Source organism: Methylocystis borbori (assembly GCF_036576025.1).
In the GTDB taxonomy this organism is placed as follows: domain Bacteria; phylum Pseudomonadota; class Alphaproteobacteria; order Rhizobiales; family Beijerinckiaceae; genus Methylocystis; species Methylocystis borbori.
On sequence record NZ_JAZHYN010000001.1, the window covers coordinates 37,043 to 62,402 of the forward strand.

21 protein-coding genes and 1 pseudogene are annotated in these 25,360 nt (G+C 58.3%); 3 read left to right on the forward strand and 19 right to left on the reverse strand.

All coding sequences use genetic code 11. The features are described from left to right. Nucleotides 1-174: 174 nt before the first annotated feature. Nucleotides 175-2,601 carry a phosphoenolpyruvate synthase gene (gene ppsA / locus V3H18_RS00170; protein ID WP_332079822.1) on the reverse strand — a complete coding sequence of 809 codons (2,427 nt, stop codon included), beginning with the start codon at nt 2,599-2,601 and terminating at the stop codon, nt 175-177. Nucleotides 2,602-3,029: 428 nt separating this feature from the next. Between ppsA and V3H18_RS00175 the strand changes: the two genes are divergently transcribed. Next, on the forward strand, nt 3,030-4,547 hold the full coding sequence (locus tag V3H18_RS00175) for a sugar transferase (RefSeq protein ID WP_332079823.1): 1,518 nt from the start codon (nt 3,030-3,032) through the stop codon (nt 4,545-4,547). 63 nt (nt 4,548-4,610) lie between these two features. Here the strand turns inward: V3H18_RS00175 and fcl are convergent, their stop codons facing one another. Together fcl and V3H18_RS00185 are read right to left on the reverse strand one after the other, a co-directional pair. Continuing rightward, the gene (fcl, locus tag V3H18_RS00180; RefSeq protein WP_332079981.1) at nt 4,611-5,555 is read right to left on the reverse strand and encodes a GDP-L-fucose synthase; all 945 of its coding nucleotides are present in this window, start codon (nt 5,553-5,555) and stop codon (nt 4,611-4,613) included. A 47-nt stretch (nt 5,556-5,602) separates the two neighbouring features. Further along, nucleotides 5,603-6,847: a glycosyltransferase family 4 protein gene (locus V3H18_RS00185; protein ID WP_332079825.1), complete on the reverse strand. Its 1,245-nt coding sequence runs from the start codon at nt 6,845-6,847 to the stop codon at nt 5,603-5,605. Between the two features lie 307 nt (nt 6,848-7,154). On the opposite strand from V3H18_RS00185, the gene V3H18_RS00190 reads away from it, so the two are divergent. Beyond that, entirely contained in the window at nt 7,155-8,135 is a 981-nt protein-coding gene (locus V3H18_RS00190) for a UDP-glucuronic acid decarboxylase family protein (RefSeq protein ID WP_332079826.1), read from the forward strand. A gap of 42 nt (nt 8,136-8,177) precedes the next feature. Here the strand turns inward: V3H18_RS00190 and V3H18_RS00195 are convergent, their stop codons facing one another. From V3H18_RS00195 to V3H18_RS00240, 10 genes and pseudogenes are all read right to left on the reverse strand, one after another. Then, on the reverse strand, nt 8,178-9,002 hold the full coding sequence (locus tag V3H18_RS00195) for an FkbM family methyltransferase (RefSeq protein ID WP_332079828.1): 825 nt from the start codon (nt 9,000-9,002) through the stop codon (nt 8,178-8,180). Nucleotides 9,003-9,163: 161 nt separating this feature from the next. Further along, nucleotides 9,164-9,859: a carbamoyltransferase C-terminal domain-containing protein gene (locus tag V3H18_RS00200; RefSeq protein ID WP_332079982.1), complete on the reverse strand. Its 696-nt coding sequence runs from the start codon at nt 9,857-9,859 to the stop codon at nt 9,164-9,166. 102 nt (nt 9,860-9,961) lie between these two features. Continuing rightward, nucleotides 9,962-11,017: pseudogene (locus V3H18_RS00205) on the reverse strand (carbamoyltransferase N-terminal domain-containing protein); the annotation flags it as partial. Nucleotides 11,018-11,153: 136 nt separating this feature from the next. Beyond that, nucleotides 11,154-11,876, reverse strand: coding sequence for an O-methyltransferase (locus V3H18_RS00210; RefSeq protein ID WP_332079829.1), 723 nt, complete (start codon nt 11,874-11,876; stop codon nt 11,154-11,156). A gap of 42 nt (nt 11,877-11,918) precedes the next feature. Continuing rightward, entirely contained in the window at nt 11,919-12,704 is a 786-nt protein-coding gene (locus V3H18_RS00215) for a glycosyltransferase family 2 protein (RefSeq protein WP_332079830.1), read from the reverse strand. Beyond that, entirely contained in the window at nt 12,692-13,861 is a 1,170-nt protein-coding gene (locus V3H18_RS00220; RefSeq protein ID WP_332079831.1) for a glycosyltransferase, read from the reverse strand. Before V3H18_RS00220 ends, V3H18_RS00215 begins: the two co-directional genes overlap by 13 nt. 5 nt (nt 13,862-13,866) lie before the next feature. Beyond that, the gene (locus V3H18_RS00225; RefSeq protein WP_332079832.1) at nt 13,867-15,222 is read right to left on the reverse strand and encodes a hypothetical protein; all 1,356 of its coding nucleotides are present in this window, start codon (nt 15,220-15,222) and stop codon (nt 13,867-13,869) included. Nucleotides 15,223-15,307: 85 nt separating this feature from the next. Further along, entirely contained in the window at nt 15,308-16,483 is a 1,176-nt protein-coding gene (locus V3H18_RS00230; RefSeq protein ID WP_332079834.1) for a glycosyltransferase family 4 protein, read from the reverse strand. Nucleotides 16,484-16,487: 4 nt separating this feature from the next. Next, a complete protein-coding gene (locus V3H18_RS00235) occupies nt 16,488-17,321 on the reverse strand; it encodes a class I SAM-dependent methyltransferase (RefSeq protein ID WP_332079983.1) in 834 nt (277 codons plus the stop codon). A gap of 51 nt (nt 17,322-17,372) precedes the next feature. Further along, nucleotides 17,373-18,077 (reverse strand): class I SAM-dependent methyltransferase, encoded by a 705-nt coding sequence (locus V3H18_RS00240; protein ID WP_332079835.1) that lies wholly within the window; start codon nt 18,075-18,077, stop codon nt 17,373-17,375. A 187-nt stretch (nt 18,078-18,264) separates the two neighbouring features. Between V3H18_RS00240 and V3H18_RS00245 the strand changes: the two genes are divergently transcribed. Then, nucleotides 18,265-18,900, forward strand: a complete 636-nt coding sequence (locus V3H18_RS00245) for a class I SAM-dependent methyltransferase (protein WP_332079836.1) — start codon at nt 18,265-18,267, stop codon at nt 18,898-18,900. Between the two features lie 47 nt (nt 18,901-18,947). On the opposite strand, the gene V3H18_RS00250 is transcribed toward V3H18_RS00245, so the two are convergent. The 6 genes from V3H18_RS00250 to V3H18_RS00275 form a co-directional block, all read right to left on the reverse strand. After that, on the reverse strand, nt 18,948-19,883 hold the full coding sequence (locus V3H18_RS00250; protein ID WP_332079838.1) for a glycosyltransferase: 936 nt from the start codon (nt 19,881-19,883) through the stop codon (nt 18,948-18,950). Next, the gene (locus V3H18_RS00255) at nt 19,877-21,187 is read right to left on the reverse strand and encodes a glycosyltransferase family protein (protein ID WP_332079840.1); all 1,311 of its coding nucleotides are present in this window, start codon (nt 21,185-21,187) and stop codon (nt 19,877-19,879) included. The genes V3H18_RS00250 and V3H18_RS00255 overlap by 7 nt, the downstream gene beginning before the upstream one ends. Next, nucleotides 21,184-21,933: an FkbM family methyltransferase gene (locus V3H18_RS00260; protein WP_332079842.1), complete on the reverse strand. Its 750-nt coding sequence runs from the start codon at nt 21,931-21,933 to the stop codon at nt 21,184-21,186. The genes V3H18_RS00255 and V3H18_RS00260 overlap by 4 nt, the downstream gene beginning before the upstream one ends. Before the next feature lie 30 nt (nt 21,934-21,963). Then, complete coding sequence (locus V3H18_RS00265) at nt 21,964-22,590, reverse strand: class I SAM-dependent methyltransferase (protein WP_332079844.1); 627 nt, start codon at nt 22,588-22,590, stop codon at nt 21,964-21,966. A 108-nt stretch (nt 22,591-22,698) separates the two neighbouring features. Next, nucleotides 22,699-23,985, reverse strand: a complete 1,287-nt coding sequence (locus V3H18_RS00270) for a glycosyltransferase (RefSeq protein ID WP_332079845.1) — start codon at nt 23,983-23,985, stop codon at nt 22,699-22,701. 8 nt (nt 23,986-23,993) lie between these two features. Continuing rightward, complete coding sequence (locus V3H18_RS00275; protein ID WP_332079984.1) at nt 23,994-25,268, reverse strand: glycosyltransferase family 4 protein; 1,275 nt, start codon at nt 25,266-25,268, stop codon at nt 23,994-23,996. Nucleotides 25,269-25,360 lie beyond the last annotated feature (92 nt).

Sequence of the window (25,360 nt, forward strand, 5' to 3'; positions counted from 1 at the left end):
CTCGATCAGGCGAGCATGTCGTTCCCGGCAGGCCAAGGCCTGACGGGAATTCAGAGCAATATCGCGCGTCCGTGAGAATTTATTCTGGATTCCCGGTCGCGCGCGAGGCGCGCGTCCGGGATCGCCGGCCGAGCGGAATCAATTGGCCGCAGCGTTGCTGGCGTCGCGAAGCGATCAACCTTCGCTTCGCCCTTCGCGCCCAAGCTCTTTCTCCAATTCCACGATGCGCCGCGTCGTCGCCAGCACCGTATCCGGGTTGAGGCTGATCGAGTCGATCCCGAGGCGCACGAGGAACTCAGCGATTTCGGGATAGTCGGACGGCGCCTGGCCGCAGATGCCGCTGTGACGCCCGTTGCGCTGCGCGCCCTCCACCGCGAGCCGGATCATCGCCTTGACCCCCGCGTCCCGCTCGTCGAAATCGAAGGCGACGATTTCCGAGTCGCGGTCGACGCCGAGCGTCAATTGGGTGAGATCGTTGGAGCCGATCGAAAATCCATCGAAATGTTTGGAGAACTCGTCGATCAGCATGACATTGTTGGGAATCTCGCACATCACATAGATGTCGAGCCCGTCTTTCCCGCGCTCGAGCCCGAGTTCATGCATCAGCGCGAGCACCTTTTCCCCTTCTTCGACGCGGCGGCAGAAAGGGATCATCAGCTTGACGTTCGTTAGCCCCATCTCGTCGCGCACGCGCTTCATCGCCGCGCATTCGAGCGCGAAGCCCTCCCGATAGGCCGGATGCGCATAGCGCGAGGCGCCGCGAAAGCCGATCATCGGATTGGCCTCGCTGGTTTCGAAAACGCCTCCGCCGAGCAGAGACGCATATTCATTGGTCTTGAAATCGGACATGCGCACGATGACGGGCTTGGGATAAAAGGCCGCGGCGATGGTCGCGACGCCCTCGGAGAGACGCTGCACGAAAAATTCGGCGGGACTCGCATAATGCGCCGTCAATCGCGCGATTTCCTCGCGCTCGCGCGCATCGAGGCGTTCGGGATGGACGAGCGCCATCGGATGCGCCTTGATCGATTCGGCGATGATGAATTCCATGCGCGCAAGCCCGACACCGTCATTGGGCAAGGCCGCAAGCCCGAAGGCGCTGTCGGGGTTGCCGACATTCATCATGATATGCGTCTTGGGCTTCGTCAGGGTGGAGAGATCCGTCCTCTCGATCTCGAAGTCGATCTCGCCCTCATAGACTTTGCCGACATCGCCCTCGGCGCAGCTCACCGCGATCACGTCGCCGGTGCGGATCACGCGCGTCGCGGCGTCCGTGCCGACGATCGCGGGAATGCCGAGTTCGCGCGCGACGATCGCGGCGTGACAGGTGCGGCCGCCCCTATTCGTCACAATGCCGGCGGCCGATTTCATCACCGTGCCCCAATCGGGCGAAGTCGTATCCGCGACGAGAATCTCGCCGGGAATGAAGCTCGACAACTCATTGGCGCGTTCGATCACGCGCGCCTTGCCGACGGCGATCTTGGCTCCCACCGCCCGTCCTTCGAGCTTGAGCGCGCCATGCCTTGCGACCCGATAGGTCTCGGCGATGTTGCGGTCGCGGCGCGAAGCCACGGTTTCGGGGCGCGCCTGCACGATATAGAGACGACCGTCGACGCCATCCTTCGCCCATTCGATATCCATGGGCCGGCGCGCGCCGGCCTTGGCGCTATAGTGATCCTCGATCGTGATCGCATGGCCCGCGAGCGTTAACGCCTCTTCGTCGGAGATGCAGAAGCGCTCTCTCTCCTTTCGATCCGTGGGAATGTTGCGCGTCGTCGCGCGGCCGCCTTTGGAGAAGATCATCCTGATTTTTTTCGGCCCCAGCGCGCGTTTCAGCACGGCGCGCTTGCCCTGCTTGTAGGTCGGCTTAAAGACGTAGAACTCATCAGGATCGACGGCGCCCTGCACGACATTCTCGCCAAGCCCATAGGCGCCGGTGATGAAAACGACATCCTCGAATCCGCTCTCCGTGTCGATCGTGAAGATGACGCCGGAGGCGGCCAAATCCGACCGCGCCATCTTCATGACGCCGACGGAATTGAACACTTTGAAATGATCGAAGCCGTTGTCGATGCGATAGCGTATCGCGCGATCGGTAAAGAGGCTCGCGAAACAATGGCGCACGGCGTCGAGAACCGCCGCGTCGCCATACACGTTGAGATAGGTGTCGTGCTGGCCGGCGAAACTCGCGGTCGGCAAGTCCTCCGCCGTGGCCGAGGAGCGCACGGCGACGGTGAGCGCCGCGCCATATTCTTCCGTGAGCCGCGCCAAGGCGCGGCGTATCTCCGCCTCGAGATCGGGCGGGAGCGCCGCGCCGTAGACGATTTCCCGCGCTTGCGCGGCGCGCGTCGCAAGATCGTCTACGTCGGCCGGATTCAACCCCTCAAACGCCTGTTTGAGCCCTGGCCAGACGCCCGCCGAATCGAGCGCATAGCGATAGGCTTCCGCCGTAATGGCGAAACCATTGGGAACGAGAATGTCTTTATCGGTCAGCTCTCGATACATCTCGCCGAGCGAGGCGTTTTTTCCGCCGACGAGCGGCACGTCCTCTATGCCGATTTCCGAAAAGAAGCGAATGAACCGACCCGATCCTGCATTCATGACGAACTCTCTTACGACGAGGGCGAAAGCGCATGCGGCTCCCCCTGGAGCTTATGCCGTCATAATTGACGCGGAGACGTGACGCCTTTCAACGATCACATCGAATTTTTGGAAAAGCGTTCATGGGGCTTTTTGCCGCGCGAACGGCCGAGAGGACGCGCCAAAGGCTCTGAAGCGAGCGCGCCGGCCTAGTTTTTTGGCGAGGCGCAGCGCCGCCTCTCTCTAAACTACAGAGAAAAACGGAAAAATCGCGTTTTCTTTTCCGCGAGGAGGACTTTCTCCGTTTCCAACCGGTCAAATATTTCTAAAGGAGAGAATAAAACGGCGATTGAGCCATCTTTACTTGCCGAGCCTTGATTTTGCCGCTATCTGACCGAAACTCTATCACGATTCGTGGGACGCCATTTTTTTAACGCCAGGGGGGTGCCGTGCTGCGTCTACATACGCCGACCTCAAAGTCGCGTTTCCGGGCGAAGCTGGCCGTATCCGATGTCTTATGGGTCGCGCTCGCGCCCATTATCGCCCTCGCGTTGCGCGATCCGGGCCTGCTCGACCCGAGTGGTTTCCCACAACGCCTTCCAGCGACATATATTTACGTTCTCGCTACAATTTTATGCGCCATTCCCGCCTTGCTTCTCTTTCGCGTCAGCGACGGACTCAGCCATTTCTTTTCCGTTCAGGACGCGCTTGCCGTCTGCGCGGCGGTCGCCGCCGCCACGGCCTCGAGCAGCATGATTCTTTTTATTTTCACCCGCCTCGAAGGCGTTCCCCGATCGACGCCGCTTGTCTATGGACTGGTGCTAGGCGCCGGCCTGATGATCGACCGCGCCGCCGCAAGGGCTTTTCACAGGAAGCCCTGGAAATGGCGGAGGCCGAAAGGCGAAGCCGCCGCGACGCAAAAATTACGTCGCGTCATCATAATAGGGGCGGACCGCTTTGCGGCGCTCACGATCAAATTGTTGGACCAACAACGCGTACGAACAACCCAGGCGATCGCGGCGCTTGACCCGCGGCCGTCTTTTGTCGGTCGCAGCATCTGCGGGGTCAAAATCGTCGGCGTTCTTTCCGATCTGGAAAAAGTTCTCGAAGAATACGCCGTCCACGGGGTCGAGGTCGACGAAGTTTGGCTCTCCGACGACGCCCCGGAGATGCCGGTCGGCCTTATCGAAAAAATAGGCGGGCAATGCGAAAATCGCGGGGTGAAATTCGCTCGAATTTCAGAGGCGCTGAATTTGGCGCCGTCATCTTTAGCGGAGCCCAAACTTCGAAGCGGCGATACGGGCACGATGGATGTAGGACATTATTTTAAATTCAAACGCGTGATCGACGTCGTCGCGGCGGTAGTTCTTCTTATCGCGCTCACGCCGCTGACGTTGGCCGCCGTTTATTTGGCGCTGCTCGACGTCGGCGCGCCGGTGATCTTCTGGCAGCAAAGAGTGGGGCGCAACGGACACAATTTTCTTCTTTATAAGTTTCGTACCTATCACGCACCCTTCGATAAGGGTGGCGCGCGGGTTCCCGACGATCAACGCCTCTCGAGAATCGGACGCATGATAAGGGCCTGGCATTTGGACGAAATCCCGCAACTGCTGAATGTTCTGGTTGGGGATATGTCGCTGATCGGACCCCGCCCTTTGCTGCCGCAAGATCAGCCGAGCGATCCGAGCGTGCGATTGCTCGTGCGTCCCGGCATTACGGGTTGGGCCCAGATCAATGGCGGAAGGATCGTCACGCCCTCGGAGAAGGACGCGCTCGACGTTTGGTATATCCGGCACGCATCCTTCTGGCTTGATTTGAAAATCGCCGCGGGCACGCTGCTCTTCGCGCTCACTGGCCAGAAATTGAATTACTCGGCTGTGGAAGAAGCGCTGCGCTGGCGCAATGATAATCTAAACGCGCCCAACGCCGCGGCCGGCGTCGGCGATAAGACGCGCTTGATGGCATAATTGCCGGGCCCGTCCGGACGAAGAAGCCGCTCCACTCGCCCTGAGGCGGCGCAATCCGGCGTCTTAAACAGCTCCCTCTTTCACGCCGCCCGCGACATGGTCGAGATACCATTGGTATGTCGACGCGAGGCCTGTTTCGAGCGAGATTTCCGGCTTCCATCCAAGCGCGCGAATCCGGCTGGAATCCATAATCTTGCGCGGCGCGCCATCCGGTTTGGTCGTATCGAAGACGATGTTTCCCTTATAGCCGACGACGCGCGCGATGGTTTCGGCGATGTCGCGAATCGTCACATCAAAGCCCGCGCCGCAATTGATATGCTCATATTCGTCGTAATGGTCGAGGCAATAGACGACGCCCCTGGCGAGATCGTCTACATGCAGGAATTCGCGCAACGGCGTTCCCGTGCCCCATACGACGACCTCGGATGCGCCGCCGACTTTCGCTTCATGAAATTTACGAATGAGCGCCGGCAACACATGGCTGGTCAGTAAATCGAAATTGTCGTTGGGCCCATAAAGATTGCAGGGCATCACAGAAACATAGCGGCGGCCGTGCTGTCGCCGGTAAGCCTGGCACGTCATGACCCCGGCGATTTTGGCGATCGCATACCATTCGTTCGTCGGCTCCAACGGGCCGGTCAACAGCGCCGACTCGACGATCGGCTGCGGCGCCAACTTTGGATAGATGCAGGAAGAGCCAAGAAAGACGAGACGATCGACCCCGGCCTTATGCGCGCCGTGGATCACATTGGTTTGAATCGTCAGGTTGTCGTAAATGAAGTCGGCCGGATAGCCGCTGTTCGCGAGAATGCCGCCAACCTTCGCCGCCGCGAAAATAATCGCCGTCGGCTGATTGGCTCTCAGCCAGAATTCGACCTCGGGCTGGCGCCGCAAATCGAGAATCGAACGATCGACGGTAAGCGCCGTGCGGCCCTGCGACGAGAGGGCGCGCATGATCGCCGAGCCGACCATGCCGCGATGGCCGGCGACCCAGATGCGTTCTTCCATTGACACTGGCTACCTTATTCTCGACGCCAAATTAATAGGAGGTCCGACTAGACGCCTGCTCTCTCCGGCTCGGACTTATGATCACGCAGGAGCACCTCCCACCGCTGCAAGGCGAGCTGCTTGCGAAACGAATGATCGAGCATGGCGCGCGCGTTGCGGCCCATTTGTTCAAGACGGGGGCGATCTGTCTTGAAGCTTCGGATCACTTGAGCAAGCGTTCGGCCATCTCCGGGCGCGACGACCGCGCCGCATTGATGTCGCGTCACCAGTTCCGCGATCTCTCCGCTTGGGTCGGTCACGGCGATCGTGGGACGCCCCGCTGCGGCGACGCCGTAGAATTTGCTCGGCACGATCAGCCCCTCCATCGCAGGCAGAAGCGAAATCCAATGCGCATCCGGAACGGCCAAGGACTGCGCCAGATCCTTCGCCGCCTGATAGGGCCGAAATTGAAACATTTCCCCAAGTCCCCTCTGCTCGACTTCGGCGCGCAAAAAGGGCGTCAAATATCCGCCTCCGATAAACAAAAAAAGAAGATCCCCTTCATCGCGCAAATGTTCCGCCGCATCGAGCACAGTCTTATATTCGTGCGCCCGTCCGAGATTGCCGGAATAGCCAATCACGAATTTGCCATCGAGCCGCCAGGCGGAACGGAACGAATTGTCTTTCGTCGGCAAGGGCGCGATCGATTCGTCATCGCACCAATTCGCGATGATCTCGATTTGCGCCGCGTCGACGCCCGCCGATTCGAGGCGGCGACGCATGCGTTCTCCAAGAACGACATTGTAGCGCGCCGCTCTCAGACTCGCATTGCGAGCGGCGATGATCGCGGGCGCAAAGGGCGCGAGAGCGCGCATTCCCAGGCCGAGCGCCAATTCGGGATAGAGATCTTGCAGCCAGTTGATCAGCGCCAGCTTCTTTAACCGCGCGACGGGCGCAAGGGCGACCGACAATAGCGGCGGGTCGGTTTTGACGATCAGCCGATCTCCGGGCGCGGCGAGACGCCACGCGGCGAAAGCGAAGCGCTGATACATGGCAAGATAGTCCGCCGCCCTGCCGGCAAGAGAGCCGCGGCCGAACCGCGGCCTATAGACCCGATGGATTTCGACGCCGTTCTTGATCTCGAAGGGGGGAAGATCGGCGCCCGGGTCGTCATAGAGGCCGCGACTTGCGATAACGCTCACCTTGATCCCCTCGCCCGCCAAATGAAAAGCGAGGTCGGAGAGAATTTGGCTTGTCGCCGAATGATCAGGATAAAAAAACCGATTGACGAAAATGAGCCGGGCCGACGTCATCGCGCGCTTAATCGATTTTGACGCGCGGACGCCGCGGTCGCAATCGATCCGACTCCCTTTCGGCAGGCGGATTTGGCGGCCTCACGCTTCATGTCGGCGCGCTCGTCCCTTCCCGCCTTGCCGCGCCGTCCAAAATAATCGGCGCCGGCAATGAGAAGCCGACGTCTTTCGCCGCTCGACTTCCGGACGTCATGATCAAACATCCTTATGAGACAGGATCAGGCCCTCCGACGAGGCGAAACGCTAGACAGGCATCAATTTGCATGTCTAATTTTCAAGCGTGCTGAATGCTTATCACGGGTCAATCATGCAAAAGCGGATATTGGTGACGGGAGGCGCAGGCTTTCTCGGTTCGCATTTATGCGAAAGGCTTCTTAAGGACGGCCATGACGTCTTATGCGTCGATAATTTTTTTACCGGCTCACGACGCAACATTTCACATCTTCTCGACAATCGCAATTTCGAACTGCTGCGTCACGATGTGACCTTCCCTCTCTATGTGGAAATCGACGAGATATATAATTTGGCCTGTCCGGCGTCCCCCATTCATTATCAGTTCGATCCGGTTCAGACGACGAAAACCAGCGTTATGGGCGTCATCAACATGCTCGGTCTCACCAAACGCGTAAAGGCTAGAATGCTGCAGGCGTCGACGTCGGAAGTTTACGGCGATCCGACCATTCACCCGCAACCCGAAGAATATTGGGGCAATGTAAATCCGATCGGATATCGATCCTGCTACGACGAAGGAAAGCGCTGCGCCGAGACGCTCGTCGTCGACTATATCCGTCAGCACAAAGTGGCCGCGAAGATCGTACGAATTTTCAATACATACGGCCCGCGCATGCACCCCAATGACGGGCGCGTGGTTTCGAACTTCGTCGTGCAAGCGCTCAGCGGCAAAGATATCACGCTCTATGGCGACGGCAGCCAGACGCGTTCCTTCTGCTACGTCGACGATCTTATCGAAGCGATGGTTCGAATGATGGCGACGAGCCACGAGATGACCGGGCCGATCAATATCGGCAATCCAAATGAATTTACGATAAGGGAGCTCGGCGAATTGGTCGTGCAACTGACGGGGTCGAAATCGAAGCTCGTATTTCAGCCGCCTCCCGCCGACGATCCAAAGCAGCGCCAGCCCGACATCAGCAAGGCGAAGGGTCTGCTGCGTTGGGAGCCGACCATCGCGCTGCGCGACGGCCTTATCAGGACGATCGGCTATTTCGACGATTTGTTGCGCCGCGGCGATGGCCCTCATGAAATCGGCGCGAACCGGACGACGTAAAACATTGGCGGCGCGAAAGCGCGTCCGAAGCGAGACTTGCAATCAGGCCGCTTTGAGGAGCCAGTCCCTATACTGCTTGTCGGCGGTTAGTTTTGAACGCTGTTGTGCGCCCCCAGGGGCGATCAAATATCGTTGGTAGGTTGTTATCCACGGCATCGCCTCGACTTCCGCAGGCGTCCCCGGAAGAACCTCGATGATGAGATCAGGCCGATAGCGAATGATAATTTCCTGGAGCGCGCGCAAGAGTTCAGGCTCATAGCCCTCGACGTCGAGTTTCAGCAACAGTTTCTGTTGGGCGCCGAAAAAAAATTCAAGGTCGGCTACGCCGTGTGTGGAGACCAGTCGCCTATCTACATCGTCTGAGAAAATTTGTGCAAAACTCTCGATAAGGGAGCCGTTCGTCAAATGGTCTCGCGGCTCAAAGAAGTTGCGAAACCCGGAGACGTCGGCCACCGCCGCCCTGAATGGCTGCACAAAGTCTGCTTCATTCGCTTCGAGATTTGCAAGGAGGCGCCGAAAGGCTTCAAGAGAAGGTTCGAACGATACAATGGTCTGCAGTCGACATCGGCGCCTCGCTTTAATCAAAGCATCGAAAAAGACGGAATAGACGCCAACATTCGCGCCAATTTCTATAATAGCGTCATAGCGATCAGCCGCCTCTCGTTCAAGCCAGCGGAAAACTTCGGCTTCATAGTCGAGCCTTTTTCTAAACAGGACGGCTTGATCGAACTCTAAAAAATGCGGAATGAGCTTGATCCTGGTCGCCTCGCCCACGACCACCGATCTTGCGGCGAACGCCAGCGCTGGCCAACGCACGCCAGAACCGACCGCCAACACTTGTATGTGAGCCGCAATGTTTTCGTTCAACACATGTCTGCATAGCGGAGATATGATTGCGAAATATAAGCGGGTAGCTGATAAACTTCGCGCTAGGAGCTTCTGCAAAGCGACTAGGGCGGGCCTCACAAGTCGTGAGACGTTGTGGACGGCCGCAGCCGCTGACTGAGCGCCAAGTTTCGATCTGTAGCTCAAAAAAACTCCTCTTGCGCCTTCGAACGCGCGCTGCGCATTGGTTCGCTTCGCTGGATGATCCAATCCCCCAATGCGAGGACATCCATATTCGTGCGCAGAAAGCAGTCGAGCGCCTCTTCGGGCCTGCAAACGACCGGTTCATTCTCGTTGAAGGAAGTGTTTAAAACCAGGGGCACGCCGGTAACGTCTCGGAAAGCGGAAATCAGCGCGTGATAGCGGGCGTTCGCTGATCTTTTCACAGTTTGCAGGCGCCCCGAGCCATCGACGTGCGTGACCGCCGGAACGAGCGCGCGCTTTTCTTCACGAATCTGAAATACCTGCATCATGAAGGGAACGTCGTCTTCCTCCTCAAACCATTCGCCTACAGCTTCCGACAGAATGGAAGGCGCAAAGGGACGAAACGACTCGCGTCGCTTGATCTTCTTGTTGAGAATATCCTTCATGTCCGCTCGACGGGGATCGCCGATAATCGAGCGATTGCCGAGCGCGCGCGGACCCCATTCCATACGGCCCTGAAACCACCCGATTACCTTGCCCGACGCGACCGCCTCCGCAGTCCGTCTGCATAGTTCTTGCTCATCATCGATCTTCTCGAATATGCAACCCGCTTCTGCAATATGATTAGAACGCTCCGACAATAGTCGCTCGATGTAATCCGCTCCAAATTCCGGCCCCCAGTAAGCGTGATCCATGACGAAGGAGCGTTTGCCGCCATGCTTGTGCCAAACGGCGAACGCCGCGCCGATGGCGCCGCCGGCGTCGCCGGCGGCCGACTGCACATAGACATTCTTAAAGGGCGTCATGCGGCGGATCTTGCCATTCGCGACGGAATTCATCGCGCAGCCGCCGGCAAGAGCGATATTGGGAAGCTTGTGTCTTACATACTGAGCATTGAGCAGATTGAAAAACGCCTCCTCATACATCGCCTGCGCCGAACGGGCGATATCCCGGTGTCGATCGTTCAACGCATCAGTCGAATGTCTGCGCGGCCCCAACAGGTCTTCCAGGGCGGGCGTGAAAAGATCGGCGAATTCGGGCGAACCTCCCCGCCATTCGAAAGCGAGTTTTTCCTGGTGATGTCGAAAATAGGATAGGTCCAGTTCGAAACCGCCATCGGCGCGAAGCCGCACGATCCGGCGCATATGCGGGAGGAAAGATGGCGCGCCGTATGGCGCAAGGCCCATCGCTTTATATTCATCGCCGTAATGCGGGAAGCCAAGATATTGTGTGATCGCCTGGTAGAAAACACCGAGCGAATGCGGAAAGAAGGCGCGTCCGTGGACGACGATTTCCGTCTCTCGGGCGACGCCCCACGCGGCGCTGGCGAAATCCCCGAATCCGTCGACGGAGCCAACGACGGCTTCAGTGAAAGGCGATACATGAAACGCAGAGGAAAGATGCGCCAGATGGTGCTCTACATGCTCGACGGCGCGGAGGCTCCGCTGTCCTGGATAACAGCGTTCGAAGAGTTCGTCGACATCCTCCCGCGCGCTGCGATTTTTCAGTCGCTGGAGAATGAGGGAGAAGTTCGGACGACTGGTGAAAATATAGCGCAACTTACGGGCAAAATTGGCTTTGCTATCCTGGTTGAGCGCGACACAGTCCACGTCGCCCAATGTCGCGCCAGCCTCGGATAGACAATATTCGATCGCCCGAGAAGGAAAACCCGCCCAATGCTTGATGCGTCGGAAGCGTTCCTCTTCGGCGGCTGCAATGAGAACGCCGTCACGGACAAGACAAGCGGACGCGTCGCCATGAAAGGCATTGAGGCCGAGAATGATCAAATGCCGCTCGCTTCTTCCACGCGTCCCAGAATTCACGCTATGGCGACAATCGACTTGGCGAGCCACGGCTTCGACAAGCTGTCGCGGTCGCTGTCCTCAAGCCGCTGCGCAACGGTCGTTGAACGCTTTAGGAAAGTCAGATGGGGAATCCCCGAGGCCTGAATCGCGACTAATTGCTGATCTCGATCGCAACACGCTCGGATCACCCCATTATATCCTCTATCGCCGGGATCGGCGTCTTGGCGTCGAGGAGGAAGCAGCCGTCGACAAAGACCAGCGATGTGCAATGACGTTTCGAGACTCCTGGCGCGAAGCCGAAGAAATCCACCCTTCCACAATCACGATCGCGAATCTCTTCAAAAAAACCATAGCCTTCGGCGTTGTCGAGCAAGATAGCGCCCCTTGGCGCCAGGACCTCGAACGCGAGCTTCACGAGTTCTCGGCGTAAGTGCCCATCGATAACGATGATATCGAACCGTCGGATCCCAAAGGCGGCAAGGACTCGCCGCACGTCCTCGATGGACCGCGTGGCGTGATCAACTGGGATGTAACGGAGCGTGACATTTGGCGCCGCTGTGTCGCGAAGCGATTCACACCATGCTTCATTCTCTTCAATCGTGAGAACAGATTTCGCTCTCGCGGCCCACCACCGAGTCGATTGACCGCCGCCAAATTCGAGCACGTTCTTATCGTCGAATGCTCGCTGAGCAAGAAAATTAATCGCGGGATATGTATACCAGGGAATGGGCGCGCCGCTCGCGGAGCAGGCGGACTGACGCAGGCTGCTTTTCCAATGTCCGGTCAACAGGCTAAACCGGATCGGCGTGACGAACGCGGTCGCGAATGCGCGCGACGTCCGCCATAATGCTGGCGGCATAAGCGCTTTGGCGACTTTGGCGATGCTTTCAAGCCAAGTCCGGCTCATATCCGTCTCCAACGCGGAAACGGACGCGCGCGCTGCGCGCCGTCATTTCCTTTGTGCGTCCAAACGCAACGATCGTTCGACGATCTCCATTGCGATCATGATTTCAGCAAGCGTACGCTGCAAGACATAAAGCCATCCCGGCCAACCATCGAGAATGCAACCTTTGACCAGCAGAACGTAAATGAACACAAGAACCGGCGCCGGCCACGCCATCGATCTCACGCGATCCGTCGCGCGCAAAGCGGTTCGAGGGCTGTTGAGAAGATGCTCGGCTTCGAGATGCGCGTAGTTTCGCTGCGAGGTCAGCCATCGCGACAGCGGCTTACGATCATCATGTAGAATCTTAGCGCCCAATCGTCGAATCGGTCCGTCTATCTCCAGACGCTGCGTATGTCCGGTCTGAACATAGCGCGCGCCGAGTCGTCGAAAGAGCAATGTGACCGCGGGATACAGCGTCCCCCGAAGAGGTCGACCCATAACGCAATAAGTAAAATCCGCGGCATAGGCGCTGCAGGCGCCGCGAGGATCCAATCCGGCCAATTCGCTGACGAATTCGTCGGTCAAAAGATAATCCGCATCGAGCGCCAATATCCATTCGGTTCCGATGCCGCTCTCCCCGATGGCGAAATTCCACTGATTGGCATGCGCGTCAAACCGACGTTGAACGATCCGCGCCTTTGGAAAATTCGAGATAATGTCGATTGTCCGATCTGTGCTGTAACTATCGACGATAACAATATCATCCGCCCAATGAAGCGCCTTTAACGTCCTTTCGATATTTGCCTCCTCATTAAATGTTAGAATAACGGGCGTGATCAGTTGCAGCACGAGCGCCTCTCACCGACACATGCGCCGTAGGCGGCCTCCATCTGCGCCGCAATCGCACTCCAGGAAAATTGGTCGCGCGCGATGCAAGCGCCTATTCCACCCATTTTCCAGCGCTCCGCGGGAGCGTTGAGCAACGCAGCGATCGCTCTCCCGAAAATTTCCGGCGCTCCTTCTGCAACGACGCCAGCGCCCGTCGCCTGAACCGTTTGCGCAAGGCCTACCTCCGGCGTCACCACGACGGGACGTCCGCACGCCATCGCCTCGAGCGCCGCTATGCCGAAATTTTCCGAATAGGACGGCATGACAAACAAGTCGCAAGAGCGGATGAGCTTCCATTTCGCGTCGCCGTGGACGGGACCATGAAAAGTTACTCTCTCGGCGACGCCCGCATCTCGGGCGCACGCTTCGAGCCGGACGCGATAGTTTTCTTCATCATTGCCTGCAATGACGAGTTCGGCCTGCGGAACACGGGCTATGGCCAAAATGAGCCGATCGAGCCCCTTTTTCCAGTTAAGGCGTCCGAGCGATAGCACGCGCGGCGGTTCGGCTCGGCGCGAGGCCTCGGAGGAGCGCGCTTTCTCGAAAGGGGGCATGTCGACGCCGTTAGGAATAATGTCGATGCGCCGCGCGGCGAGCCGCAGTTTTTGCAGTTCCACGACCTCGATCGGCGCCGTCAGATGCAGAGTCGCCGCGCCGGCGATATTGGCGCGCTCAAACAATTCGATCCAGGCGGACTTGAGCAATCGATTTTTCCTGGCGATCAGTTCGCTGACGAGCATCCCTCGTGGCGATAAGACGTACGGAATTTGGCGGCGCCGTGCGAGACGCGCCGCAAAAGTCGTCGGCCACAGGAAGACTGAATGCAGATGTAGAATGTCGAATCCGTCGGCGTGCTCGTCGAGCGCCTTGGCCATTGCAGGCGAACGATAGAGCCGTCGCCCCAGGCCCACCGGAAAATACCATACTTTCACGCCTTCAAGATCGACTGGCTGCGCGAGGGGCACGCTGGAGACGCCCAAGCCGTCGATATTGGTCGTAAAGACGTGGACCTCATGACCGCGCGCCGCCAACGCCTTGCAAAGGCCGTGCACCGAATAAATCGGCCCGCCATAACGCGTCGCCGGCAGGTAGGTTGGGACAAGGTGAAGGATACGCATGGATCCTAGGCGCGATCGTCCACGACCCACGGACACCACTTCGGAACGCCCCATCTGCAGATCAACCATGCCGCCAACAGCGAGCCCACGAAGCCTCCCAAAGTCTTGGTGATGCTTGCTTCAAGGAAAGTCGCGCCGAAGATCGCGGCGCTGGCGAGGGCCATGCCCAACGCGCCGCGCGACCGGCGCCAAGACAATAGTATTTTGTAGGTTCTCCCCAACGCATACCCAAACAAGGCGAGACAGGCCATCATGCCAAACATGCGAAAATCTATATAGCTTTCAGCGACATATCCGAGGCTGATGGACGTGCCCTCTCTAGGTCTGGTCAGTCCCCCCGTGAAAATATATGTCCGCATGGAGTCGTCTATTTCCGTTTTCCACGGGAAAAACATTCTCGGCGTAAACGGCCTGATTAACGCGTCGAACCAGATCGCGCCGTCCTCATGGGGGACCATTTGCGGCACTCGCTCGAGAACGACGCCGAAAAATTCGGTATATGAGAGCCGTCGTATGAGCTGATCGGCGCCGTTCGCGAGAGCCGCGCCATCGAGCCTTTGCGCCAATTCTGCAAGCTTGCTCCATTGTGCGCTCGCATCGACGGCGACGATTTGCGCCGAGGCGCCGCCGGAAACATAAGCGCGGTATTCGTTCTTGACCGCCGTCCATACGACGCCAAGAGAAAGCGCCATCGCGGCGACGACTGCGATTCCAACCGAAGCGCGCGCGGTCGGACGGAGCTGGGAGGCGAGCAGCGCCATCAGCAGAAAGAAGAACACCGTCTTGAAGTCGGAAAAAAAACCCCCGATGCTGGTGAGCAGTTCGAATGCGAAGGCGCCGTAAAGAAATTGCCGAGACGCGGCCGGTCGCAGAAAACTAGCGTAAGCGAGAAGATAGAAGAACGCCCACCGTAACGCAGAAATTCCCAACAGCACTTGCATCAGCCCGGGGGCGATCTGACTTCCGCCAATCATGATGGCGGCGCTCGCGAGAGCGTACTGGAAATAGAGCTTGAACCAGTCCGATACAGGATGCGCCAGCGCCATGGCGCGCGTTTGCTCTCCCGTGCGCCAGTCCCATCCGCCCGCCCCCAGGCGCATCCCCGCCGCCAGACAAAGGAGACCGATTAACGTCAGCGAGGCGGCAAGTTCGGTGTCGCCGCCGACTTGCGAATAATCCGCCAACGGGATGCCAAGCCAGTTCGCATGAAAGATGGCGGCGGAGGCCTGCAGCCAAGGATACACAAAAGTAAATAACAGGATCGGCGACTCTCCGGGCCGCCACAGCAATATCACCGAAGCCCCGAAGACGATCACCGAGAGCAGCGCCATCAGCCCATTTGGCCCCAGGCCGCCAAGCAAAAACAGCGCGCTGCAGACAAGCGGAAGAAAGCCCAGCGATCTTGAGCGCGGTCGGTCGAAGCTTTTCCATGCGAGAGACATTTGGTCAGGAAACCGCGCGGGACCGTCGACGTTTGAGGTAGTCGAGCGCGGCGATGACGCCGTCGACCGCCGCTTGGGGGCTATATTGCTCCGAGACTCGCGTCATAGCCGCTGCGTCGGGCGCCGTCTCGAATATGTCATCGATCATATCGGCCAACATCATTACGTCGCCTGTCCTGAAACTGCGCCCGGCGCCGCCATCAGCGGCGAGATCGAGCGAACAACCGCAGGCGTCGGACACGACAATCGGGCGCCCGCACGCAAGAGCCTCGTTCGCCACCAGTCCCCAAGTCTCTCTACCCGTCGATGGAAGCGTTAAACAATCGGACGCGGCAAAGACAGCGGGCATCCTGGACTGATTGCAAAACCCTAGCATATGCAAGGGGACGTCATCTTTTGCAGCCGCCTCTATCATCGCGGAATGGAGTTCGCCGTCTCCGGCGACCATCGCCTCGACGTTTTGGCCTCTTGCTCTCAAAATCCGCGCAGCACTGATGATGTCGAGAGGCCGTTTGAAGGGCTGCAACTTGCCCGCAAATAAAAGAACGCGCGCCTCATCCGACACCCCCAGCATGTTCCGCAAATCGCGTCTCGCGCCTTCCGTCGCCCGAGCGGCGAACCAGCCGATGTCGACGCAATGCGGTGAGAAGAACAGTCGCTCCGCTGGATAAGCGTAATGCTCGTAATATTGGCGCGAACGGGCGCCGACATAAAGCGCCACATCAAACATGCGCAGAAAAAATGGATAGGCGATCGCTTTCGCTTCCATCTTGAGCTTTGAGCGGGGCGTAGCGAGCTGGCTGTCGCCGCGCACCAAGACAGGCATGCCGAGGCGCTTCGCCGCGATCAGCCCCTGCATGAATGATTTCAGATGCCATCCGAAAATGAGCGCAGCATCGAACCGCCCTTCGCGCAGGCGCGCCCCGATTTCCGGCGTATCGCAACCTGAAAAGCGATCGGTCCCGGGACGCGGCGATATATTATTCAGGAAGCTGCGATTATAGCCTGTCGTAAGATCCACGTCCCACTCAAAAGCGGCGCCAAAACCGGCGCGCGCCTGCTCGTCGGGCGTCGCTCGGTGAGCAAAGAACACATGCGCGTCTAACCTTCGGGCGAGTTCCCGAAACAGCACGGCATGATATTGGATTGGATGAGACGAAAGAACGGCAAGACGCTGCATGACGTCAAATAAAGCCTGGCGGTTCGATCAACCACCGCGTGCGCCCTTGGACTCGGACGATCGCTTCGATCTGGTCACGCAAAACCGGAATGTTTGCGGCCAAGCCGCGCACAAACGCCCGACATGCTGATTTGATCGAGGCGTCTGGCGGCGCCGTCTTCCAATCCTCGTTGAAATGAGCGATCTCAACCGAAAAATCCGGGCTCATGAGCGCGAAATATTTGCGTATTTCATCTGCCGAATATTCTTTCCAATGATGTCCGTAGGTCACGGTGTGCATAATTTCGTCAGGAGAAACGCCGACGCCCGCGAGAGTCGTCATACGCTTCAACACATGCAGCATCTTCCATGGCGTCAATGAGTTTGGGGTGGTGATGTATACGAATCCGCCTACACGCAGGAGGTCGTAAACGCGTCGCCACAACAGGACCGGATTGAATGTGATGTGCTCCATGATCTCTGTGAACACGACGACGTCGAAACTTTCCCCTTCCTCTTGAAGGAAGTCGCCATCTTCCAATCTCCCGACGGCGAGATTGTCGATGCCGCCCTTCTGCGCGCGCGCCCGCATCAAGGGCTGATCCGCGAAAGCCGGCGCGTCGATTGAGACCACATGATAGTCCATCGCGCGCAACGCCAGCGACAGGTGCAGATAGTGGCTGCCAATATCCAGCACTTTCGCCGGGGGCGGAGCCAACTCAGTCATCCGGCGCAAGGTACGCTCGAATCGGCCCCGATGCTCCTTGAAATAAGCGACATCCTTTTCGTTTGCCCCGCCTCGGACAATTTCCTCCACTTGGGCTATTGCGGCGCTGGCGCTTAATGCGCGATCCTTCATCGCACCCAATTCGACCGCCCCATAAATGAATTTGACGATTGCAAAGCGAGACTACCGCGCGGGCGAGCGCTTTACCGCTACAATCCCAACTTGCTGCGCAAACAGATTAGGAAACAGGCGAACGGCAAGCCTATCTATTTGGCGCGCAACTCCTCCAAAGGCGTGGATGCGCCTCAATCCAAAAAGCGGGGCGGCTCCGTCGCCAATGATTTTGAAACTGTCAAACGCGTCGCGAATCGGCCCGCGGAACAATTCATCCAGAACGGAATTGAATGTGTAGAATCGCAAGTGGGTACGATCCAAAACGCCAAAGTCCTCGTAGTTCCATTTCCCCAATAAAAATCTCGATCTCGTGCGCCATTCCAAGACGTTGGGAACGGCCGCTATCAAAAATCCTTCGGGTTTCAGGAACGGCAAAAACGCTTCAATTATCCGCGAAGGTTCTCGCAGATGCTCTAGAACATGAGAAAACAGCAGACAGTCAAATTGATTTGCTTCGAAGCACTCCAAAAAACGGCGCTCTTCAATATCGATTATATGAATTCTATCCACAATCTCCCGCGCAATTTTCCCTTCCGCGGGATTGAAGGTGATCCCTTCAATCCACACGTCACGCCTTTTCTGTTTGATCAGCGTGGCAGTGTCCCCGCAACCGCAACCGATATCCAATATATTGGATACGCCCCTTGGTATTAGTTTTACAACAAAGCTGTTGCCCGCGTTCGAATAGAGCTGCTTTTGCGAGTTGAGCGCCAACCAACCTCTCCATCGACTATCGCCACAGCGCAGGGATTAAAGGTCTAGGAATCTTACCGAATGCGCTCAATTCGGATGGTCACAATCCAATTCACTTAGCAAGCTTTTAATTGTAAATCTGGATTCGATAAGACAAAATGCCATTGAAACAATCGCATATTTTTAATATCTGCCCGAGTCAGCCTTCATGACCCCTAACGATATCTTTTATATCCAAAAACTTGTCGACGCCGGATGCATTCATTCCCCGGTCCTGGAGTTGGGAGCAGGATATGGCGGCGCAACGGCTCGGGAAGTCGTGGAGAGAGCGGGTTTAGAATATAAAGCGACGGACATATGTGGAGGTCCCGGCGTCGACTACCGCGCCAACTTCGAAGCCGACGACTGCTTGTCCAACTTTCCGCGAACAGACTTTGGAAGCGTGTTTGTGCTGAATGTTCTGGAGCACGCGTTTTTGCCTATTGCCGTTTTGGATAACGCGATCAAGCTATGCAAAGCAGGGGGGACGGTTGTCACGATAGCGCCTTGCATGTGGCCTGTTCATAATTATCCGCGAGACTATCAGCGCCTTCTGCCGGACTGGTTCGTAACCTATGCCGAGCGGCGTCCAAATGTTCGATTAATGGAGCGGCATTTTGAGTTCCTGGGTTTTGGTCCGGTCGCCGACTTCATGCAAAATGGAGAAAGACGTCTTCCATCCCCATTCAGGCATACCGCTGAGAGCTTGTATTCTCGCGGCGTGCACAAGCTCTTCAACACGACAGGCAGAGGCCAGTGGACCGCCCACCATGTGGCCATTGGCGCCGTATTTGAGAAAGCCTGATAGGCGGCCGAGCTGCTTTGCGAGGTCGGCGCCGATTTCGCCATCGACTATCGCGGCGGCGCAGGGAGCAAAGGCGCGGGAATTTTGCCGAATGCGCGCGCAATGCGCCACCATAGAACCCAGTTCAACGGATATATCTGATTCAATTGCGCAAGCGACTTCAGAGCCAGCATGAGCTCGCCACGCATGGCCGCTCGCATAATCCAGCTCAAATGATAATTGCCACGCACCGCGGAGCGGAAATATTGAAGTTTTCGATAGTCCTCACCGCTCCAAAGCGCCCGACTCCATGCGTCGAGCGCAAGTTCCTCTCGGAGATAGTATCCGCCGGTTTTTGAATGAACGGACGCCATTTTGCTATGCGAACGGACGCTATGAAAAATGCGCGCGTCTCGAACAATCGGAAAGCGCTCGGCGACGCGATGATAGAACTCAAGATCGCCAGCAACTCGAAAGGCCGCGTTGAACAGCCCTATCGTTTCTATCGTGCGTCGCGGAAACATGATCGACGACAACGACGCCGGCAAAGCCCCATAGTGAGAAGCGATCCACACATAGAGATTTCGATTGACGACTTCCGGCGTGCGATCCTCTAAGCTCGTCGTGACCACGCCTGTAAATTCATTGATATATTCCGGATTGCCATAAACCAAACCCGCGTCAGGATGCTTTCGCAACATTTCCAATTGGGCCGCCAAATACCCATTTTTCATGAGATCGTCTTGGCAAAAGACTTGGATATATGAACCGCGCGCTCTTTCGATGCAGCGGTTCAGGTTGCCGAAAATGCCGGCGTTCGACCGATTTTTGAAAAACCTTAGGCGCTTGTCGTCGATCGATTCGATCGTTTCGACAGTGTCGTCGGTTGAGCCGTCATCGGATATGATCAACTCGAACTCGATATCTTGCGCGAGTATCGAACTCAGCGCCGCTCTCAGGAAGGGAGCGCCGTTGTAAACGGGCGTCACAACGGAAATCAGCATCCGGCCTTCGGCTGTCGCTGACGTTCCAGGGCTTCGTCGAGCGCTGCCGCCATGAGCCGTGCGCTCTCTCGGGCCGAAAATGCGCCGAAGGCGCCCCAGTCGACGCTATCCGGATCATATTCGGCGGCGACAAACTCCTCGATTATATCCGCCACCCGAGTCGCCTCTGGCAACGCCGTTTCGGTGAGCGCGATGGCGCGGCCCGCGCGGCTGCGCGCGAGAACCTCGACAGCGGCGCTTGCCTCATGGAGCAACGCCAGCGCCGGGCGGCGCGCCTGCACGGCTTGATAGACTTTCGACGGCGAATAATGCGGCTCTGTCGAGCCCACGATCAGCACGCCGGACGCCTTCTTGAGATGCGCAAGCACGTCAATATAGGCCATGCGATGCGGATGCTCGGTGACGAGGCTCGCAATCCCCAAACGTTCGGCGACGGGGAGGACATTGAACCCGCGCGGATCGTTCGGGGATTTGCCGCAGCCAATGAAATGAAGCCGTAGTTGGTCCCCGAGGGGGCTTTTACGCTCTCGAAGAAGCGCCACGCCCTCCAAAAGCCTTTGGAGGACGGGCCGCCCCTTGGGCAGCAGGGCGCCCGCATAAACCAAATGAAATCGCCCGTCAGAGGGATCAAACTGCGAGAGCTCTCGCATCCCAAGGTCCGGCGCCGCAAAATCCAAGCTCGAAAAGCCATAGGGCATCGCAGCGGTTACGCATGTTTCGCGTAGACGCGGATGACGATCAAGAACGCCCGCATAATATCCGCTTGCTACGCCGGTAATAAGCGAAGCGTTGCGCACGGCCCAGGGCTCCAGCGCGCTCCCAAGCGTCATCGAGGCCCATGCCTTTGAAAATTTAACCTCCGCCTCGGGCCAAACCGTAACCCAGGGATCGATGTAATCGACGCCAAAAGGCAGCGGCGCTTCGCGATGGAGAAGCTCGCCAAGCAGCGCCGAATAAAAGGATGGAACCGTGATGTGAACGAAATCGATCCGTCGTTCCCTGCGCAGCCGCCGTAAGGCCGCCAAATGCCATGGCAGCGCGCGAACGCCGATATCTCCAACGATTCGGATCGGCCGCGTCGGCAAGGCGGGCGTTCGTATGACTTCGAGAGATTGATCAACGAGCGCCGCGAGGTCCCAATCGAGCGCCTCCTCGTAATGGCGCCAATGCGTCGTGACGATTATCGTCCGCCAGCCGAATTCATGCAGATGCTGGCTCAGGAGTCGCGCGCGGTGCACCCCTGCGAGATTGCTGGGCGGGAAATGCGCGGCGACGAGGGCCACGGTGCGAGGCGCACGCATCATGCGGCGGCGGACTTCCGCCAGGCGACCGTGTCGCGTCCGTATTCCTTAAGCGCAAACCCGCGCCGTCCCAGCAGATCCGCCACAAGAGATTTTTCCGCGACGTTCATATGTTTGTGTTCGAAGAGAATGAAGCGTACGCGATGACGATCGAACTCGATATTTTCGAGTATCGGACGTTCGTGACCTTCCACATCCATGATGACCGCGTCGACCCGGCCATCGGCGAAATTTGACGCCACGTCCGCGAAAAGCAACGTCTTGACGCAAATTTGAGTGATGTTCGCGTGAGGGAAATGCCTTGTCAGATGGCTTTCATCCAAAGAAGCGATTTCCCCCGCCCAATCCGGCAGAGCGAGCCGCTCTACGTCAGCGTCCTCAATGCGAAATAGCAATCGTTCTCCGCGCGACGTCGAGATCGCGGCGTTCAAAAACACCAGCCTGTCAGTCTGGTGAGCATAGTTCTGGATCAATCGCGCATAAGCTCCCGGCTGCGGCTCAACCAGGACGCCCCGCCAACCGGGCGAATCCAGCAAGATTGGCCGAACCGGATCGCCAGCAACGCCATCATAGGCGCCAATCTGGATGAATGCGACGTCGGATTCGCCGGCAAAAAACGCCCTAAGCCGTTTGGCGGGCGTATCATGAAAAGCGTGCGGGAGCCATGTATAGAGGCGTCTTGCCACTCTTTCCAAAGAAGGAATGGCGCGGACAATAGCGAGCCCCATGTCACGAAAAGTCAAACTCAACTTTCCCGATCTTCCATCTCTATAATGCGTCTACCGCGCGGCCTCGACATAGAGGCTATAAGGCGCATGATTTTGCTGATCGATCGCCAGTTGCGGATCGGCGGATTGACGAAAAGCCCGCCGCTCGATCCGCTCGAAGCCCGCCCGACTCAGGAGAGCCTTCAATGTTTCGAAGTCGTAGCCGAACAAATGTTCGCCGCCCTGATGGAAGACATGATTGACGACATGCATCGGCGTCACGAGATCGCTCGGCAAATGAGCGATGTCCCAACCAAGCTTGCTCCAAGTCGCCTCATCGCCGGAAACATAAGCCTCCACGAAGCGTTTCGCGTCAGGCACGATAATTCTCAACACGCCGCCAGCAGCGAGCAGCCGATAGTAATCCCGCAGCATCGCCGGCGCGTCGTCAGCGAAATCGACATGTTCCAGGACGTGCTCGATAAGGATACGGCGAACGGAGCCGTCGGCGAAAGGCAGACGCCGACGGATATCGAGACAGATCGTGGTGTCGCGGTGGCGCGTAAGTTCGATGTTGACCCAGTCCTGCAAGCCGCGTCCGCCGCTGCCGATGTTGAGCGATAATCCTTCGCGCCGCCGCAGCCGATGAACCGTCATATGGAAAGAAGGATTCACGACGTTGAGGGCTCGGGTCCACATCGCGCGCAATTCATGCCGCAAAATATCGAAGGTTCTGCGGCTAACGGGCAGACGCGGTATGACAACGCTTCCGATTCTCGATTTCAGGGTCGACACAAGATCGGTCCATCAAACGCTGTGTAAATTCCAAGACTCTTCGCAAAGCGCCGGCCCCGCGGCGCCCACGGCTTGCGACACCGCGGAAAGGAGCTTCACGCTTTCCAGCCGCCAGTTGAAGCGCTCTTGCCCCAGCCGATACGCCCGTTCGCGGGCGGCGGCGAGGCGAATGGGGTCGCCAAGAAAGCTGTCCAGCACGGCCGCGAGCGCGGCGCTATCGTCGATCGGATAGAGCTGATCGCTTAATCCGGCTTCAGCCGCGAAGGCCCTTTGTGCAGGCGTATCGGACATGATGGGCGGAACGCCAGCAAGGAGATAGCTGAAGAGCTTGTTGGTCAAGGCTACCTTTCGGCTTGTCACAAGGTCAATTTCCGCGGCAAGCCCCAAATCGTAGCCGGCCGCCAAACGCTCCATCCGCTCTGGCGCCTCGGGCGGAAGAATGTGAATGCGCTCCATGACGCCTGCCTCTGCGGCTATGGCGCGCAGGCGCTGGATGAAACCTCCAGCCGGCGACCCGCGTAAATAAAGATGCGGCTTCATGCGCGCCCGCCCGATTGCGCGGACCGCGCATTCCAGCCCGCGATCGGGCCCAATCGTCTGCGAAAACCAATAGACGGACGGTCCCGGCTCGGCGGTTCCCTTCTCTGTCGAGCCGATCGGCGCCTGTTCGAGCGGAAAGGCGTTGAGGATGATCCTTGGCCGCTCGATTCCATATGCGTCGCGATAGGCGTCGGCGATTCCCGGCGACGCCGCAGTGACATAGGCGCATCCCGGCAAATGCCGCGCCTCTATGGCGCGGACGAGTTCCCGTTCTTTCTTGAACGATGGGGCGTCGGACCAGTCGCCGAGGTGGAAATCCTCGGCGTCATAGGCGTAACGTCCTCCATGCCGCCGCGCCGCCGCCGCCGCCGCCGGGAGCGCGGCAGGGTAATGCGCAATATAAAGTTCGGCGGGCGTTTGCAGCGCCGCCCGCCGCAGGGGCAAAGTCGCGGCGCTGAACGCAATATCCGCGAGCCATGCGGCCTTGCTGGCCATATAGCCGCCGCGCAAACCAAACTGGAGGACGCGGCGCGCCTTCCAGCGCCATTTCGACGTCAGATCGATGCGACGAAGTCGCCAGGGCGCATTACGCATGATCGATTGGTCGCGCGGCTCGATCCGATCGAGCATGCGCGTCGCGATCACCATCGCGTCAAACCCTGCCTCTTGCAAAGTCTGCGCTTCTTTCACGACGCGCGGATTGGAGCCGATCTGACCAGGAGTGAGGATACAAACACGCGCCTTCCTTATCATATCCATCGGCTTCTCTATGCGGATGGAGCAAAATGAGAAATATGGCCCCCCCGCCTAAGCCCCGTATCGAGCGCCTCTATCAGGTCGCGCCGGAAGTCCGACCACTGCCGCTGGCGCGCCGCGGCAAGCGCGGCAAAACGCATCGTCTCCAGGCGCTCCCGATTGTCGAGGCACCATTTCAGCGCATCGGCAAGCGCTGTCGCATCCGCGGCGGGAATGATGAGGCCGTTCTCCGGCGTCACAAGATCGGCGGCGCCGGCCTGATCCGTAACGATGACAGGCAAAGCATTTGCAAAAGCTTCAGCCACGACCGCGCCGAAGCCATCGGACAGAGTCGGGAAAACAAGAACGTCAGCCGCTCGAAAAGCCGCATGGAGCTTGGCGCGCGGGACCGATCCGTGAAATACGATATTATCGGTACAGGATTCGAGCATACGCGCCGGCACTTGCACGCTTCCATAAACGTCAAGGACGGCATGGGGCCCCGCGCCAATGAGCCGCCAGGCCTGCAAGAGATAATGCGCCCCCTTGGCCAATCGGAAATTTCCCGCCCAAATGAAACGCAAGGGGCCATGACGAGACCCGCTGTCGATCATCTCCTCGCTGATTGGAGGCGGAGCGCCCAGCATTGCGACATGAACCTTTGTCGGATCGGCGCCGGCGGCGATATGCGAACGCGCCGTCAGCGAAGAATTGGCGATGATGATGTCGGCGAGCGCTATCTCCTCTTGTCTGCGCGCATAGCGGCGGGCGAATTTGCTGTCGAAGTAGGCGTCATATTCGCTGCGCAACTCGGGCCATTCACGCTTTTCACGCTGTTGAATCTCTTCGGACTGTCGGCTGTCGAGCGAAGGGAGATGGAGCGCCCTCACGACACCCAACTGTTTCGCCCGCCGGAAACTCTCGAGCGCGGTGTATTCGAAAGATTGAACGACCTCCGCGCGCGGAACGTAGCGGCCGGCGACGAGAGCGTCGAAGCTGTGGCTCATGCGATCCCATATGCGATCCACAATGACCGGGCTCGCATTCGCCTTCGCCGCGGCCGTGCGAATAATCTCCCAAAATGGATAGGCGCGAACGAATTCAGCCGGAACGCGATCGACCAATCTGCGCTCTAACTGCGCCGCCGCGCTCTTGGGCAATTCTCCAGGCAGCCGGGCAAGTCCTTTGGCGAACGCGCCATCGCGCCGATATCTGAAGGTCGTGACAAATGCTTCAAGCGCGCCTCTCTCATACAAGGCCAACGCCGCATTTTGCGCATGCGCCATATTGCCCGGATAGGCGAACACTGTCCGCAAGTCTAATCCCTATGCCTACAGGGCCGCGCCCAGTCGCCGCGAAAACATGAAAACCTCGCGGCTGTCATCGCCATTCCGCGCAA